This is a genomic window from Streptomyces bottropensis ATCC 25435 (assembly GCF_000383595.1).
In the GTDB taxonomy this organism is placed as follows: Bacteria; Actinomycetota; Actinomycetes; order Streptomycetales; family Streptomycetaceae; genus Streptomyces; species Streptomyces bottropensis.
The window spans coordinates 3,336,942-3,351,796 of the sequence record NZ_KB911581.1; the positions used below are offsets into that span (position 1 = coordinate 3,336,942).

A 14,855-nucleotide genomic window follows, 5' to 3' on the forward strand; every position below is an offset into this window, starting at 1 on the left:
GAGGCCGTCACCTTGACCACCCTCACTGGGTGTCACCCCGCGCTACGCAGGTTGTCCCGGCCGGTCCCACGATTGACGCCAAGCCACTACCGCCAACGAGACCACTCACCGTGACGACAACGGCTGCAGTGGCGCTACGGAGGCGGCTGCCCGGCGCTGGGCTCCGCGAACGGTCTGCGCGAGGAGGGTCGCGATCGTCATCGGGCCCACTCCGCCGGGGACCGGGGTGATGAAGGAAGCACGCTCCACGGCCGTATCGAAGTCGACATCGCCTCGATTGTCGGCATACCCCGCGTCGACCACCACCGCGCCCGGCTTGACCCATTCGCCGTTGACGAGTCCCGGCACCCCGACCGCCGCCACGACGATGTCGGCTCGCTCGATGTGCTCGCGTAGGTTTGTGGTGCGTGAATGGCAGTACGTCACGGTCGCGTCGCGGCCCAGCAGGAGCATCCCCATGGGCTTGCCGAGGATGGCGCTGCGACCGATCACCACCGCGTGGCGACCGGCGAGCGGCACATCGTAGGCGTCCAGCAGCGCCAGGATCCCACCAGGCGTCGCGGACGCGAACCCCTCCTCGGTGAAGGCCATGGCAGCGAACGACGTCCGGGTCACCCCGTCGACGTCCTTGTCGGGGTCGATCGCCTCGAACGCGGCGCGCTCGTCGATGTGGCCGGGCACCGGATGCTGAAGCAGGATGCCGTCGACCTCGGGATCGGCCGACAGGTCGCCGATGACACGGCACAGTTCCTTGGTGTCGATGCCGACGTCGAGATCGAACCGGCGCGACTGGATCCCGACTCGGCCACAGCGGTTGACCTTCATCCGCACATAGGTGTGCGAGGCCGGGTCATCGCCCACGAGCACCGTCGCCAGCACCGGCCGCCGGCCATGTACCCGGCCGAAGTCCACCACTTCCGCCCTCAGTTCGGCCAGCATCGCCGACGACACCGCACGGCCGTCCAGGAGTTGTGCCGCCACTTCTGCACCTTCATTTCTATCGAGATCAGGGAACCGCGCATGGCCCCGGTCAGAAAACCACTGTCTGGTTGCCGTCGCGGATCACCCGGTCCTCGCAATGCCACGCCACGGCCCGCGACAGGACCTGCCTCTCGACATCGGCACCTCGCCGCTGGAGATCCGCCGCCGTCTGGACGTGGGAGACCCGCACGACGTCCTGCTCGATGATCGGGCCCTCGTCCAGGTCCTCGGTCACGTAGTGAGCGGTCGCCCCGACCAGCTTCACACCACGTTCCTTGGCCTTCAGGTACGGCCCGGCACCGATGAACGCCGGCAGGAACGAGTGATGGATGTTGATCACCGGCGCACCCACCTCCTCGATGAACTCCCCCGAGAGGATCTGCATGTACCGGGCCAGCACCACCAGGTCGACGTTTCCCTTGAGCAGCTTCAACTGCTCCTTCTCGGCGACCGCCTTCCCGCCCTTGTCGACGGGAACATGGAAGAACGGGATACCGAAGCCCCGCACGTCATCGCCCAGATCGGGGTGGTTGGAGATGACCATGGCCACGTTCATGTGGATCTCACCGCGGCGTTGACGCCACAGCAGGTCCAGCAGACAGTGGTCCGCCTTCGACACCATGATCGCCACACGCTTGGGTCTGCGCGCCTCCACCAGCCGGTAACCCAGCCCCAGCGCGCCCAACGCCTTGTCCAGCTCGTCCTCGAGCGTGGCCATGCGATCCGGTAGACCGTCCAGGTGGAACGTCGTGCGCTGGAAGAACCGGCCACCGGCAGGATCGGTCGAGTACTGATCGAGCGAGACGATGTTCGCGCCGACCTGAGAGAGCAGGGACGACACCGAAGACACGATCCCCGGTCCGTCAGCCCCCTGAACGATCAACCGTCCAAGGTCAGCAGCATCATGAGCGGGTACAGACATGAAAGAGATTCCTTTCGAGGTTGCGGCAGGTCCTGGGCGCCGGCTGCCTGGGCGCTGCTTCGGTGAACCAGGAGACGACCCGCGGAGCCTGAGGCGGCGCCGCGGGTGGATGCCTACGCGGATGCGACTCCGGAGGGGACGGCGCTGAGGTCGAAGTCCTTGTTGCTGGCCAGGTCCAGGTACGGGAATCGTTCGACCGTGGCACGGATCGGCTTGATCCGTCCGCCGTGATCGCCCCAGTGCACGACGACCTCTGTGCCGATTTCACCGTGCTCCAGGTCGATCGTGGAGTGCGAGATCATCTCGCGGTAGTAGTAGGAGTACACCGCGACCGAGGAGACTCCGACCGGCTTGTCGTCCTTGGTGACCAGGTCGGCGTGACCGCCGGCGGGCGCCTGCGGCGAGGTGGGGAACTCGAAGTGCTTGTACTCCTCGCCGGGCTCGAACTGCGAGGCGAACACGTCGAGTACGTCCTCCTTGTTCCACCGCAGTACCACCGTCTTGCGGCGCCGGTTCGCGGCCTCGGCCTCCAGCGCCTCACGGCCGATGAAGTCGTGGTCGAACTTCGCCATCCAGCCCCAGTTCACCTCGAACGGGGTCCGCAACCGCGCGGTCATGTCCTTCGGATCGGCGCTGCCCGGCAACGGCCCCTCCACCTGCGACGGCGGCAGCGTGGCCCCGAACACCGGGTGGGTGACGAATCCGGGGTCGGCGAACGCGGCCGGCAGGAACGTACACCCCTGCTGCGGGAAGCCGCCCTCGGTGTGGTTGACCAAGTAGGTACGCCATCCGAGTCGCTTGAGTCCGAAGTCCTTCCCCGCCTGGAATACGGCGTCGAACACCGCCGGGCCGTGCTCGAGCGGTCCGCGCAGCTCGTACGCCAGGGTGCCTGCCATGCCGATCCGGGACAGCTCGATCTCCACCGACGTGTCGATCCCCGGGATGCTGACCTGCTTGACGCCCAGGAACTTCAGCGTGCGCAGCGGCTCATCGATGAGCCGCTCCAGGACCTGCAGGGAGGTTGGACCTGCGACCTGGAACACGAAGACGTCTCGAAGCCCGATCTCAACGTCCAGCCCCATCGACGGCGCCTTGTACAACGACCACGGCATCGCGGCGAATTGGCGGAAGGAGTCCTCGCTGTCACGCACCGTGAGGCCGTGATTGGCGATGTACCCGCGTTCGTCGAGCATCACCAGATGCTTCGAGGTACCCACCGGCCACTTGTAGACGTTGTTGATGCTCAGCCGCGACAGGAACTCCTGCGCCTGCGGACCACTGAACGTGATCTCGGGCAACCCACTCAGGTTCGACGCCAGATAGGCGGTCGTCTTCCACGACATCGACTCCTGCTTCCATCCGTCACCCTCCCAGATGTGCAGGCTGCCCAGGATGTTCAGGTACGTCGGGACATCCGGGTACGCCGGAACGTCGTGGATGGCGACCAGCCCGGTCTCGCCCGGACCGCCGGGCCCCACAGCACTGCCGTTACCGCTCATCGAACTAGCACCTTTCTCACGAACACGAAAACCTCTGGAACGCCGAGTCCCGGCTCGACGTCGGCGACGAACGGAGCAGTGTCACGCCTCGTCCTCGATCTGGTCGTAGCGCACCCCCTTGACGCGCTCCATCACGGTCCGCAGCCGCTCGGGCTCACGACCTGTGAGCAGCTTCACGTGGTGGGACAGGAGCGCCTGATAGCCCTCGGCGACCGCCAGATCGGCCGTCACCAGCTCGTCGCTGGCCCACATGTGTCCTTCGGAGCTGGGCGGCATGTCGGGGTCGTAGGTACGGGGCAGGCCGACGGAGTCGAAGAACGCCAGCCGCTCCTCCTCGGTCTGCGGCACGTAGGTGATCGGCGTTCCGTGCACCTCGGAGCCGATGCGCACGATGTCGTGCATGCTCAGCAGTTCGGGACCGGTGATCTCGTAAACGGCGCCCGCGTGCCGCTCGGATTCGCGCAGCACCGCGGCAGCGCTCCGGGCCACATCTCCCTTGGCCACCGGGGACAGGGAGCCCTGCCCACACGCCATCTCCAGCCGGCCGTTCTCCACGACGGAAGCGATCCAGATGTTGCTGACGATCTCGGCGTAGAGGTGGTTGCGCAGGAACGTGAACGTGATCCCGGAGGCCCGCAGGTCCTGCTCGGTTTGGTAGTGGTCCTTCGCCGACATGGCTGGGTTCCGCGGGTGCTGAACACCACCGACCGAGGGGTAGACGATGTGGCGGATGCCCGCTCGCTGAGCAGCGGCGATGGCGTTGCGGTGCTCCGACACGCGTCGGCCGAGGTTGAGCCCGCTGATCAGGAAGAGTGTCTCCGCACCCTTGTACGCCGCATCCAGCGAGTCCGGGTCCGTGTAGTCGCCTTTCAGGACGGGGACGCCTTGGGCCACACGGTCGGCCAGCTTCTCGGGGGTGCGTGTCACAAGCGTCAGCTCGACGCCCGGGTCCTCGTCCAGCAGCAACCTCGTAACGCGACGCCCGAGGTCTCCTGAGGCACCGCTGATGACGATTCGGCTCATTGCTGTCTCTCCGCTTCCTTGGTTCTTCGATGACCCTGCCGAGGGCGTTTCTTGGCGACTCTGGGCCTTGTGGACGGATGCCGCCGAGATCACCAGTGCCAGCCACGCCGGTCCGGGCTCATGCAACGGCGCCCCGGCAGACGGGCCTGCGCCGCAGGATGTGACATGAGTGATCAGTGCTGAGGCGGGTGTCAGCCGAGCGGTCCCCAGAAGGTCTCGCCGCCGTAGGTGTCGGAGAGTGGTGTCAACGTCTCGGGCCACACACCGGCCTGGACCTTGCGACGTTCGTCCTTGTGCCGCACGCGGCCGTCCCAGCCGACCTGTTCCATGTAGTAGTACAGCTGCATCACGTGACCGTCGGGGGAAACCGCGTGGATCACGTAATCGACCCCCTGGTGGATCTCCTGCGGCAGGTCGATGAGCTTGACGCCCTTCTCCTCCAGGAACGTCTTCGCCGCACGGAGTTGCTCGTAGGAACCCACCTGCACACCGAAGGCGAGCAGTGTGCTCCCCTCCCGCGCCCCGAGCACACTGCGCAGTTCCAGAGGAAGGAGCGTCAGGCTGTGATGCTCGGTGTTCGCTCGCAGGAAGAGGACACGGTGGCCGGCGACCGTGGACTCCTCGCTCTTTCGCAGGCCGAGTCGGTCGGTGTAGAAGCGCTCCGCGGCGTCGATGTCCTCGACGAAGATGCTCACCGGTCCGATGCGCACCGGTTTGAACGGCTGGGCGAGCAGGACGCCTCCGACGTCGTACGTCTTCGGCAGCTCGTCGACCCAGCGGTGCCCCGACGTCAGATCAATGCCCGCGGCGCGGGCTTCGGCGAGCTCGGTCGACTCCGACTTGTACGGCAGTTCGGGGTGCTCGTTGAGCCACGGCCACGTCACCTCCGGCTTGCTCAGGCCGTCCCAGCCGACCTGCTCGATGCCGTACTCCAGTTCGTTGACGTGGCCGGTCGGGTCGGGGAAGTAGGTGTGCCAGTTGGAGCCGGGGTCGCGGCCGTAGCGTTCGATCTTCTGCCCGAGCTCGGCGAGCCAGATCCGCGCCTCGACGACCTCCCGGAGGCTGCCGACCTGCCAGGTGATTTGGTTGACCGTGATGTCGGCACGCGCCGGCGGTTCCATGTGCTCGATCCACGGGCGCGGCATGATCACGAGGGTGTGGTGGTCGCTGTTGTGCCGGAGAAAGAAGATGCGCGTGTCGGGGACGCCGTCGAGCCAGGGGCCCGGGTCGGTCTTCTGGACATCCAGCGTGTCGGCCACCGCGAAGCCGAGCAGGTCGCGGTAGAACGCGGCGGCCTCGCCGGTGTTGTCGACGCTGATGCCGAAGTGGTTGAGCCGCCGGATCTTGAAGGGACGCTCGTACAGGACGCCGCCGACGTTGAACTTCTTCGTGGTCATGTGCTCTTTCCTCAGTCGGTCGGCTTGACGACTTCGTTGCGGATGGTGCCGATCAGGGCGGAGGAGACCTCCACGACGTCGCCGGGCTTGAGGAACAGCGTGTCCGGGGTGGAACCGTCCGCTTCCTGCTTGGTCGAGTCGACAGCTGTGCCCTTGGGCGTGCCGCTGGCGATCAGGTCGCCGGGCCACAGGGTCGTGTCCCTGGACAGGTGTTCGCCGAGCGCGGCGAAGGTGTGCACCATCGAGCTCGTGTTGCCGCTCTGGCGCACTTCACCGTTGACGCGGCACTCAACGGGAATGTCCTGCAGATCGGTTCCCTCGTTCACGACGATCCAGGGGCCGACCGTCGCAGAGGAGTCGAAGTTCTTCGAGTACGCGAAATCGGGACCGAAAGACCCGTGGTCCCTGACCGACCAGTCGTTGAACAACGTGAAGCCCCACACGTGTGAAGCGAAATCGTCGCCCTTGATGTCGCGACCGGCCTTGCCGATGACGACGGCGATCTCCGCCTCATAGTCCAACCGCTCGGTACGTACCGGATAGCGCAGGGGATCGCCGCTCGCGGACACGGCACGGTGATCCTTGATGAAGAATTTCGGCCCGCCGGCCATGAGACGCCTGAGGGTGGCCTCGGTGTCCGCGCCAGAAGAGTTGTCAGCCGCGCTCTGCATGTGGTCGGCGAAGTTGGCGAGGGCGCAGAGGATCCTGGACTGGCCTTCGATCGGGGCGTGCAGCTTGACCTCGTCGAGTCCGAACCGGAGCTGCTCGCCTGCCACGCCACGAACGTCCTGCGCCTTGTCCGTCAGGTATTCCAGCGCAGCCCGGGCGCCGTCGAGGGCGCGCGCCCCCTCTTCGATGAACGCGTTGAGCTGGGCGGGCACGGCTGCGGCTGCCTCGACGAGCGGCCGGGCGGCATCCGTTGTTTCGGCCACGTATTTCGCGTACGCGCCGTTGATGTCGACGACGGTGTTCTCGTGCACCACACCGACCCGCCGGTCCGGACCGAATACTGCGACCTTCATTTTTCTCCTTGTGTACTGGTGGAAAGCAGTGGGATTGACATGACGGATCGCCGGATCACTTCGATTCGGGGTCGACACCGATCTTGTCGAAAAGGCGTCCGTCCGTGGGGGTGAGGCTGTAAATCGCGAGGCGCTCGATCTTTCCGTCGCGGACCGTGAAGAAGTCAGCGAGTGTCATGGTGTTCCCGTTGGCGATCAGATCGATCTCCACCGCGACGTTCTCGCCGTCCACGACGAACCGTTTGGGCGTCGGCTTCATCGCACCGGGCGCAAGGCCGTTCTCGTACATCCGTGTGATCGCCTCGGCCCCGGTCAATGTGCCCGCGGCGTTCTGGAGTACCGCGTCCGGCGCGAACAGGCCGCCCACGGCTTGCGGATCGGCCGCGGTGACGCCGTCGAAGTAGGCTTCGACGACATCGGCAGGACTCGTCATGTCCCTTCGTCCCTTCTCGTTGTTCCTCTTGGTCGGATCACGCCGGGAGGTACTTCGTCGAGGCGTAGACCGACTTGTACTCGAGGTAGGCGTTGATTCCCTCCGGCCCGAGTTCGCGGCCGATTCCCGAGTCCTTGTATCCGCCGAACGGCGCGCCGAGATCGAGGGTGTAGTAGTTGAGCCCGATGGTGCCGGTGCGTACGCGGCGTGCCACAGCCAGCGCCCGGTCCTCATCGGCGCTCCATACGGAGCCGGCGAGACCGTAGTTGCTGTCGTTGGCGATCCGGACCGCGTCATCGTCGTCGTCGAACGGGATGAGCGCCATGACGGGGCCGAACACCTCCTCACGGGCGAGCCGATCGGCGTTGTCGACATCGGCGAAGACGGTGGGTTGCACGAACCATCCCCGGTCCAGGTGATCGGGACGGCCACCGCCTGTGACGAGTCGAGCGTCCGAGTTCTTGGCGATCTCGATGTAGTTGAGAACGCGCTTCAGGTGCCCTTGGGTGGCCATCGGGCCCATCGTCACGGAGGGATCGAGAGGGTCTCCGAGCTGGTACGCGTCCGCGAAGCCCGCGACGGCGTCGACGACCTCGTCGTAGCGGGAGCGTGCGATGAGGATCCGTGACTGGGTCGTGCAGGTCTGGCTGTTGTTCAGGAAGGACGCGTTGTCCAGGCCGGCGAGCAGGGTCTCGACATCCCCGTCCTCGAGGAAGATCGCAGCCGACTTGCCGCCCAGTTCGAGGGTGACGCGGCGAATCAGCCGACCGCACTCCTGGCCGATGGCCCTACCGGCGTCGGTGGACCCGGTGAAGGCAATCTTGTCGACCAACGGGTGCGAAACGAGCGCGGCGCCGGCGTCGCGGCCACCGAGCACGATGTTCAGCACACCCTCGGGCAGCCCAGCCTCCTGGGCCGCATCGGCGAAGACGTACGAGTCGAGCGCGGTCTCCGGCGAGGGCTTCAGCACCACCGTGCAGCCGGCGGCGAGCGCCGGTGCGATCTTGAACATGGCGAGCACCTGCGGGAAGTTCCACGGCGTGATCGCGCCGACTACGCCGACCGGTTCGCGGCGGACGATCGTCGAACCGGCCTGGCTCGGGCGCACCTCCTCCAGCGGGAGGTTCTCGATGACATCGGCGTAGATCCGCAGGAGCACGGCGGGCGCCCCGCCGTTCAGCATCTGCGAGAGCCCGATCGGCATTCCGTTCTCGCGACTGACCAGAGTCGAGGTGTCCCCGGCGCGCTTTTCGAGTGCGTCCGCGAACCTGCGCAGCACCGCGGCACGTTCGGCCGCCGTGGTACGTCCCCAGGGGCCCTCGTCCAGCGCACGTCGGGCGGCGCGGACAGCGGCGTCGATGTCCGCTTCTGTGCCGAGCGCGGCGACGCCGATGCGCTCTCCCGTGGCGGCCTCGATCTGGTCCTGCAAGCGGTCGCCGCTTGGGTCGACCCATCCTCCATCGATGAAGAAGCGCTTACGGTCGAGGTCACTGGGCCGCTCGGCGGTGAGGGACATGTTTTCTCCTTGCGGTTACGTCGCTGACATCACCCGTAAATAAAGGATGTTCCTTCGAAGCGGAGTTGACGATGCCGGGAAATTTCGCCCAGCGATTCACGTGATGCATGAAGGCGGGAAAGGCGAGTAGCGGACCCTCCGGCGGCATGGGTCGGCCGTTGCGGGCGGATCCATTCCATGGCGGATGAGGGCAGATCGCGCGCTGCCGGGGTACCGACCGGAGGGTCAGTCCGCGTTCCGCAAAATCGCCTGTGCCCGCGCAAGAACCGGCGCGTCGATCATGTGTCCGTCCACACGGACGGCTTCGCCGCCGGTGACGGATTCCGCAACGCGGCGGGCCCAAAGGACCGCCTCCTCGTCGGGCCGGAACGCGGCGTGGGTGACCGGCACCTGCTTGGGATGTACGAGGAGTTTCGCCGTGAAGCCGATCTCACTCGCCCGTCTCAGGTCCCGGTCAAGGACCTCAGCGTCGTCCAACGCCGTAGTGACACCGTCGACGGGGCCTGGCAATCCGGCCGCCCTCGATGCGAGCACCAGTGACGAGCGGGCATGGAGCATCGTGCTCCAGCCGGTGCCGGCGCCCAGGTCGAGTGCGTAGTCGAGGTGCCCGAAGGCCAGACGGGCGACCCCCGGAGTGGAGGCGATGTCATGGACCCGCACCATGCCGGCCGCCGACTCGATCAAGGCGATCACTGGCGCGTCGGCAAGCTGGGCGGCGGCCGTCAAGGACTCGGGCGAGTCGGCCTTCGGAAGCATCACTGCGACCAGCCCGGGGACGTCGGCCAGGGCTTCCAGGTCTGTGCTGAACAGTGCGCTCGACGGGTCGTTGATCCGGACGCATGCACGCCCCCCACGCGACAGCCACGCGACCGCTGATGCGCGTGCACTGTCCTTCCGGTTTGCCGCGACCGCGTCCTCAAGGTCGATCACCACCAGATCAGTGCCGGATTCGGCCGCCTTGTCGAAGCGGCCCGGGTGATCGCCAGGCACGAAAAGAAGCGACCTCGCCGTCTGTACGGCACCCTCCGGATCCCCGTGCGTCATACGGATCGCCCACCCCGACCATGGCTGTCGGTGAACTCTGCCGTCGGCAGGACTCCGAACTCGGCAAGCACGGCATCGGTATGCTCGCCCACTTCAGGAATGCGGCCCATAACCGGATCGGCGCCCACAAAAGTCGCCGGCGGAATGAGTGCTCGTAGCGTCCCGGCCGGAGATTCGTATTCCCTCCAGCGTCCTCGTGCCCATAGTTGCGGATGATTCGCCAGACCGGCCATGTCTCGCAGCAGGGCGTTGGCGATGCCCGCGGCCTCAAGGCGTTCCGCGACCTCCTCGGCCGTGCTTTCACGAAATGCCCGCTCGATCTCGACCTGTAGCTGCGCGCTGTGCTCCACCCGCGACGAGTTCCGTATGAACCTCGGGTCGGAGGCGAGTGCCGGCTCACCGAGGATCCGCTCGCAGAATGTGGCCCACTCGCGCTCGTTCTGGATTCCGAGGAAGACCTGCTCGCCGTCACCGCAGCGGAACGGTCCGTATGGAGCGATCGCCGCGTGCCGTGCACCTGTGCGCGCCGGCGGCGTTCCTCCGTACATCGCGTAGTTGAGTGGAAAGCCCATCCATTCGGCGAGCGCCTCCAGCATCGAGATCTCGATCGTGACGCCCTCGCCTGTCCGGTCTCGCTGGATGAGTGCGGAGAGGATGCCGGAGTAGGCGTACATGCCCGAGGCGATGTCCGCGATGGAGATGCCGACCTTGGAAGGTATGTCCTCGGTGCCGGTGATGGAGACCAGACCGGCCTCGCACTGTACGAGCAGGTCGTATGCCTTCTTATCGGCATACGGTCCGTCGCCGCCGTAGCCGGAGATCGAGACGTGGATGAGGCGAGGGTTCATCTCTCGCAATGCTTCGGCGCCGAGCCCGAGCCGCTCAGCCGCGCCAGGGGCGAGATTCTGGACGAAGACATCGGCGCGGCCCACCAGAGCCGCAACGGCCGACCTGCCGTGGTCGCTCTTCAGATCGAGCGCAACCGACTCCTTCGTTCTGTTGAGCCAGACGAAGTGGCTCGCAAGCCCGCGGACGGTTTCGTCGTAACCGCGGGCGAAATCACCGACGCCGGGACGCTCGATCTTGATCACTCGCGCTCCGAGATCAGCCAGCTGGCGCGTCGCGAATGGCGCGGCGACGGCCTGCTCGAGGGAGACGACGACGAGTCCGTCGAGGGGGTTCATGCCGAATTCCTTCTCTAGTCGCGAGATCGCGTCCCGCGTCGAGCGCTCCACTGGAGGTTGCGCGGCCGCAGCGGTCGAAAATTGCCGACGCGGACGCCTCTAGGTCGCGAGCAGGGACGGGGTCTCCAACGTCTTGGTGAAGTAGAGGCGTTCCGCGGCGAACTCGCGGTCGCGGGACATCCGCCGGAAGACTTCGAGGTCCTGGTCGAGCTTGACCGGATCCGAGGAATGGAAGAGCAGCTGCTTGTTCCCGGAGGCCCGCGGGCTCGCTTTTTCCAGGAAGGCGCGACGACGCAGGTCGGCGTAGACGTCGAGGATGTCCGCATCGACGCGTCCCTGAATAACGGCGCCGAGTGCCTCGTTCAGGACATACGAGTCGAACAGTCCCATCGTCAGTCCGAGGCCGCCCGTCGGATTGGTGGCGTGCGCCGCGTCGCCGGCGAGCAGCACCCTGCCCGCACGGTAGGCGGACGCACTGCGCTGATGCATTCGGTAGGGCGAGATCGCGACGAGCTCCGTGCCTTGGGCGACGTCCTCTCCGAAGACGTTGACGAGGAATTCCGGCAGGCGCTCGGCCGCGGACTCCGCGGGCAGCGCGTCGTCCTCCATGTAGGTGTAGCGCCAGAGCCCGTGTGCACCCGACTCATCGATCTTGGCGATGATCGCACCGTAGACGTCGTCGACGTAGAACGTCGACTGTGCCCATCCGGGGCGGTCGTCAGGGAAGCGCACGTTCGTCGCGACGAACCGCTCGGGCCACGTCATGCCGTCAAAACCAAGCCCGGCCTCGCCGCGGACCTTGGAGCCGGCGCCGTCGGCGCCGATGAGCCATGGGGCGCGCAGAACCTTGTCGCCGCTCTTGTCGCGAACCGTGACCTCGACGCCTTCGCGGTCCTGGGTGAGCTCGGTGACCTCGTGGTCCCAGAGCACACGAGCGTTCTCGAATGTCTCCAGGTGCCGCAGCATCACTTGCGCCAGCGCCCCCTGGCCCAAGTGCAAGTTGAAGGGGTGCTGCACCTTCCCTTCGAGCGCGCTCAGTCCGTACTCGATGATCTCGCCGGTCCGACGCACCCGGTAGGCGTAGTCCTGCTTCCGGAAGCCGGCCCGGACCGCGTCGTCGAGGACACCCAGACGAGCCAGGCCGTCGAGTGTTGCCCAGTGGTAGACCATCGCCCGCGGGGAGTCCTGCAGTGCCGACGCTCGCTCGACGACGGTGACTACGACGCCCTGCTGCGCCAGGCCGAGTGCGTTCAAGAGCCCGGTCGGCCCGGCCCCTGCGACGATCACCTGTTGTTCTTCTGCCACCTGTCCTCCAGCTCTGGAAGCCACCGGCCAATGCAGACCGCGAGCCTCAAGTCACCTTGCTGGAGAGCGAGCCATAGGTCCAATGTTGGTGATTAGGTACTCCGATACACTCAGCGCATGGATCTCCGGAGCATCAGGTACTTCCTCGCCGTGGCGGAGGCCGGATCCATCACCGAGGCGGCAAGGGCACTGCACCTTTCCCAGCCGCCGCTCAGCACGGCTATGGCTAAGCTCGAGTCGGAACTCGGCGTGACCTTGCTGGACCGGCTGCCACGCGGTGTCACACTGACACCGGCGGGTCGCTATCTGGAGGCTGCCGGCCGACGCCTCATCGCCGAAGAGCAGCGGTTGTCCGCCACCTTGCGGGCGATGGGCGAAGGGCTTGAAGGGGAGCTGAGGGTCGGAGCCGAGCCCATGGGACTGTGGCGGGTCGTGAGCACACGCGTTGCATCGTTCCTGTCCGCGCATCCTCGGGTGTCGCTCGAACTGATGGACGCACCGCCGCGCGTTCAGCTCGAGAATCTCGCCAACGGCTACTTGGACCTCGCCGTGATTCCCGTTCTGCCTCAGGAGCCGTTGCCGCCCATCAGCGATGTCGCTTTCACGGTCGAATTCGTCGCCACGCTGCCCTTGACGCTGATCGTGCCGCAGAGTTGGAATCTCAGCGTCTCGGATCCCCTGCCCCTTGCCTCCCTGAGGGGCAAGACGTGGATTCTGCCCAGAAGGCTGCCGGGTGCACGAAGCCTCTCGAGGCTCATCGACGACCGCTTCGCCTCCGCGGGCGGGAGCCCCACGAAGATCATCCCCGTCCCGACGGTGCAGACCGCGGCGACTCTGGTCGCAGCCGGTCTCGGCGTATCGGTGATGAGCGACGAGATGGCTGCGCACCATCCCGACGTTGACCGGGTTCCCGTCGCTGGGGGCTGGCCTGAACTGCCCCTGGGCCTTGTGCGGAGGAAGCACGGGATCGTGACCCCCATCGCCGAACGGTTTGCCGGGCTCTTCGCAACGGATGGGCACGGCGGGCCGGCTGACTGAGCCGCGCGTGCCGCTTCGAGGCGCTACGCCGACGACGGTTGGCCGCCATCAGCGCGGAGATCTGCCCTGTGCACCACGTTTCCTTCCCCTTACCATCCGCCACGAGCGTCGGACCACCGCCGTTGACGCCCTCGTCGACGCCATGACGCTACTCTGCGCCGAGTGCGGAGCGTGGGATCGCTTCTCAGCGCGAGCCTGGAGTAAGTGGCGATTCTGGAGCCGCCCGTGAAGGCCTCCTGAACTGGGGCTCATCGAGCAGTAGGCCACCGACAACCGAGACGGAGCCCGAACCGCCGACCCTGACCACACGCCTATCCGGGCAGCCTCTCGCTTACCTGAGATTTCTTTCCTCCAGGCCGTGCCTCCTGGATGTAATGGCCGGCCCAGGCGCTGATGATGTGGGCGGCTCGCTGCGCTTGCCCTCGTGCGGTCAGTAGATGATCTGCTCCTTCGAGCGCGACGAAGCTGCGTGGGTGTCGTGCCTCACCGAAGATCTCCCCGGCGTTGTCGACGTCGACGGTGTTGTCGGTGGGCGAGTGCAGGACGAGTAGCGGCAGGCGCAATTCGCGTATCCGGTCACGCAGGCGAGCATGGTGGACGTCGTCGACGAAGGCGCGCTTGAGGACCAGGGTCCTCCCGCCGACGAACCATTCGTGCGACCCGTCAGTGAGAACGCGATCCATGACCGCGTCGTACTGTCTCTCGACGTGGCTGGGGTCGACAGGCGCCCCGATCGTGGCGACCGCGCGGACGCCGGTTGCCTCGGCCGCCGCGGCGATGGCGGCGGCGCCTCCCCACGAGTGTCCCACCAGCAGGTCTGCCGGAGTCCCTCGCTCCGCCATCAGAGTCGCTGCACGGACGGTGTCCTGGACCTTGATGGTGAAGGAACCGTCCCCCCAGTCGCCGTCGGAGTCTCCGATCCCGAGGTTGTCGTAGCGCAGCATTCCGATCCCCTCGCGTGCCAATTGCTTGCTGACGCGCGAAGCGGCCGGCGAGTTCTTGCCGAGGGTGAATCCGTGGACAAAGATCCCCCAACCTCGGATCTCACCGTCCGGCAGGTCGATCACTCCGGCCAGTTCGGGGCCTACGACGCTCTTGAATCTCACTTCTTCAGTCATGTGGTGATCACCTCGGCATGGGCTACTCGTGGGCAAGGGACGTGAGAGGGCGACACCAGCTGGTGCCCGCGCGTGCTCCGAGCAGGAGAGCGGTGAGGGCGGTGCCTGCCGCTGTCGGCGTGTCAGACGGCGGGCTTTGGGACGGAGGTCTGCTTGTGCCAAGCAGTGCAGTGAAGGCATCGGCGAGGTGGGGGCCGAGCTCGCCCCAGCCGTCCTCGTAGCCGCAGACACCGACCAGCCTGGGGGCATCGCAGTCGCCGTTCGGAATCTCGATGTCGGTGGCTGTGATCAGTACCGGGTGAGCGACGCCGATGGCCGCCAACACACCTTCATCAGTTTCCTGCGCAGTGTGCGCAGGTAGGCAGCGGCCAAG

13 protein-coding genes are annotated in these 14,855 nt (G+C 66.3%); 1 reads left to right on the plus strand and 12 read right to left on the minus strand.

Features of this window, described 5'->3' with window-relative positions; genetic code table 11:
* Window positions 1-105: 105 nt before the first annotated feature.
* The 11 genes from STRBO_RS0114720 to STRBO_RS0114770 all read right to left on the minus strand — a co-directional run bounded on the left by STRBO_RS0114720 (window position 106) and on the right by STRBO_RS0114770 (window position 12,326).
* Window positions 106-981: a bifunctional 5,10-methylenetetrahydrofolate dehydrogenase/5,10-methenyltetrahydrofolate cyclohydrolase gene (locus tag STRBO_RS0114720; RefSeq protein ID WP_005485007.1), complete on the minus strand. Its 876-nt coding sequence runs from the start codon at window positions 979-981 to the stop codon at window positions 106-108.
* A gap of 49 nt (window positions 982-1,030) precedes the next feature.
* Window positions 1,031-1,903 carry a formyltetrahydrofolate deformylase gene (gene purU / locus STRBO_RS0114725; protein WP_005485009.1) on the minus strand — a complete coding sequence of 291 codons (873 nt, stop codon included), beginning with the start codon at window positions 1,901-1,903 and terminating at the stop codon, window positions 1,031-1,033.
* Between the two features lie 113 nt (window positions 1,904-2,016).
* Window positions 2,017-3,402: an aminomethyltransferase family protein gene (locus tag STRBO_RS0114730; RefSeq protein WP_202499968.1), complete on the minus strand. Its 1,386-nt coding sequence runs from the start codon at window positions 3,400-3,402 to the stop codon at window positions 2,017-2,019.
* Between the two features lie 81 nt (window positions 3,403-3,483).
* Entirely contained in the window at window positions 3,484-4,425 is a 942-nt protein-coding gene (locus tag STRBO_RS0114735; RefSeq protein WP_028796658.1) for an SDR family oxidoreductase, read from the minus strand.
* A gap of 191 nt (window positions 4,426-4,616) precedes the next feature.
* Window positions 4,617-5,822: a VOC family protein gene (locus tag STRBO_RS0114740; protein WP_005485013.1), complete on the minus strand. Its 1,206-nt coding sequence runs from the start codon at window positions 5,820-5,822 to the stop codon at window positions 4,617-4,619.
* Window positions 5,823-5,833: 11 nt separating this feature from the next.
* The gene (locus STRBO_RS0114745; protein WP_005485014.1) at window positions 5,834-6,844 is read right to left on the minus strand and encodes a fumarylacetoacetate hydrolase family protein; all 1,011 of its coding nucleotides are present in this window, start codon (window positions 6,842-6,844) and stop codon (window positions 5,834-5,836) included.
* Window positions 6,845-6,899: 55 nt separating this feature from the next.
* Window positions 6,900-7,277 carry a nuclear transport factor 2 family protein gene (locus tag STRBO_RS0114750; RefSeq protein ID WP_005485015.1) on the minus strand — a complete coding sequence of 126 codons (378 nt, stop codon included), beginning with the start codon at window positions 7,275-7,277 and terminating at the stop codon, window positions 6,900-6,902.
* A 37-nt stretch (window positions 7,278-7,314) separates the two neighbouring features.
* On the minus strand, window positions 7,315-8,793 hold the full coding sequence (locus STRBO_RS0114755; RefSeq protein ID WP_005485016.1) for an aldehyde dehydrogenase: 1,479 nt from the start codon (window positions 8,791-8,793) through the stop codon (window positions 7,315-7,317).
* A gap of 225 nt (window positions 8,794-9,018) precedes the next feature.
* Entirely contained in the window at window positions 9,019-9,837 is an 819-nt protein-coding gene (locus STRBO_RS0114760; protein WP_005485017.1) for an HpcH/HpaI aldolase/citrate lyase family protein, read from the minus strand.
* Window positions 9,834-11,021 carry a CaiB/BaiF CoA transferase family protein gene (locus tag STRBO_RS0114765; protein ID WP_020114381.1) on the minus strand — a complete coding sequence of 396 codons (1,188 nt, stop codon included), beginning with the start codon at window positions 11,019-11,021 and terminating at the stop codon, window positions 9,834-9,836. The genes STRBO_RS0114760 and STRBO_RS0114765 overlap by 4 nt, the downstream gene beginning before the upstream one ends.
* A gap of 99 nt (window positions 11,022-11,120) precedes the next feature.
* Window positions 11,121-12,326, minus strand: a complete 1,206-nt coding sequence (locus tag STRBO_RS0114770) for an FAD-dependent oxidoreductase (protein WP_037627282.1) — start codon at window positions 12,324-12,326, stop codon at window positions 11,121-11,123.
* A gap of 117 nt (window positions 12,327-12,443) precedes the next feature.
* Here STRBO_RS0114770 and STRBO_RS0114775 point away from each other — a divergent pair, with 117 nt between their 5' ends.
* Window positions 12,444-13,364: a LysR family transcriptional regulator gene (locus STRBO_RS0114775; RefSeq protein WP_020114383.1), complete on the plus strand. Its 921-nt coding sequence runs from the start codon at window positions 12,444-12,446 to the stop codon at window positions 13,362-13,364.
* Window positions 13,365-13,675: 311 nt separating this feature from the next.
* Here the strand turns inward: STRBO_RS0114775 and STRBO_RS0114780 are convergent, their stop codons facing one another.
* Window positions 13,676-14,482 carry an alpha/beta hydrolase family protein gene (locus tag STRBO_RS0114780; RefSeq protein WP_005485024.1) on the minus strand — a complete coding sequence of 269 codons (807 nt, stop codon included), beginning with the start codon at window positions 14,480-14,482 and terminating at the stop codon, window positions 13,676-13,678.
* Between the last annotated feature and the right edge of the window lie 373 nt (window positions 14,483-14,855).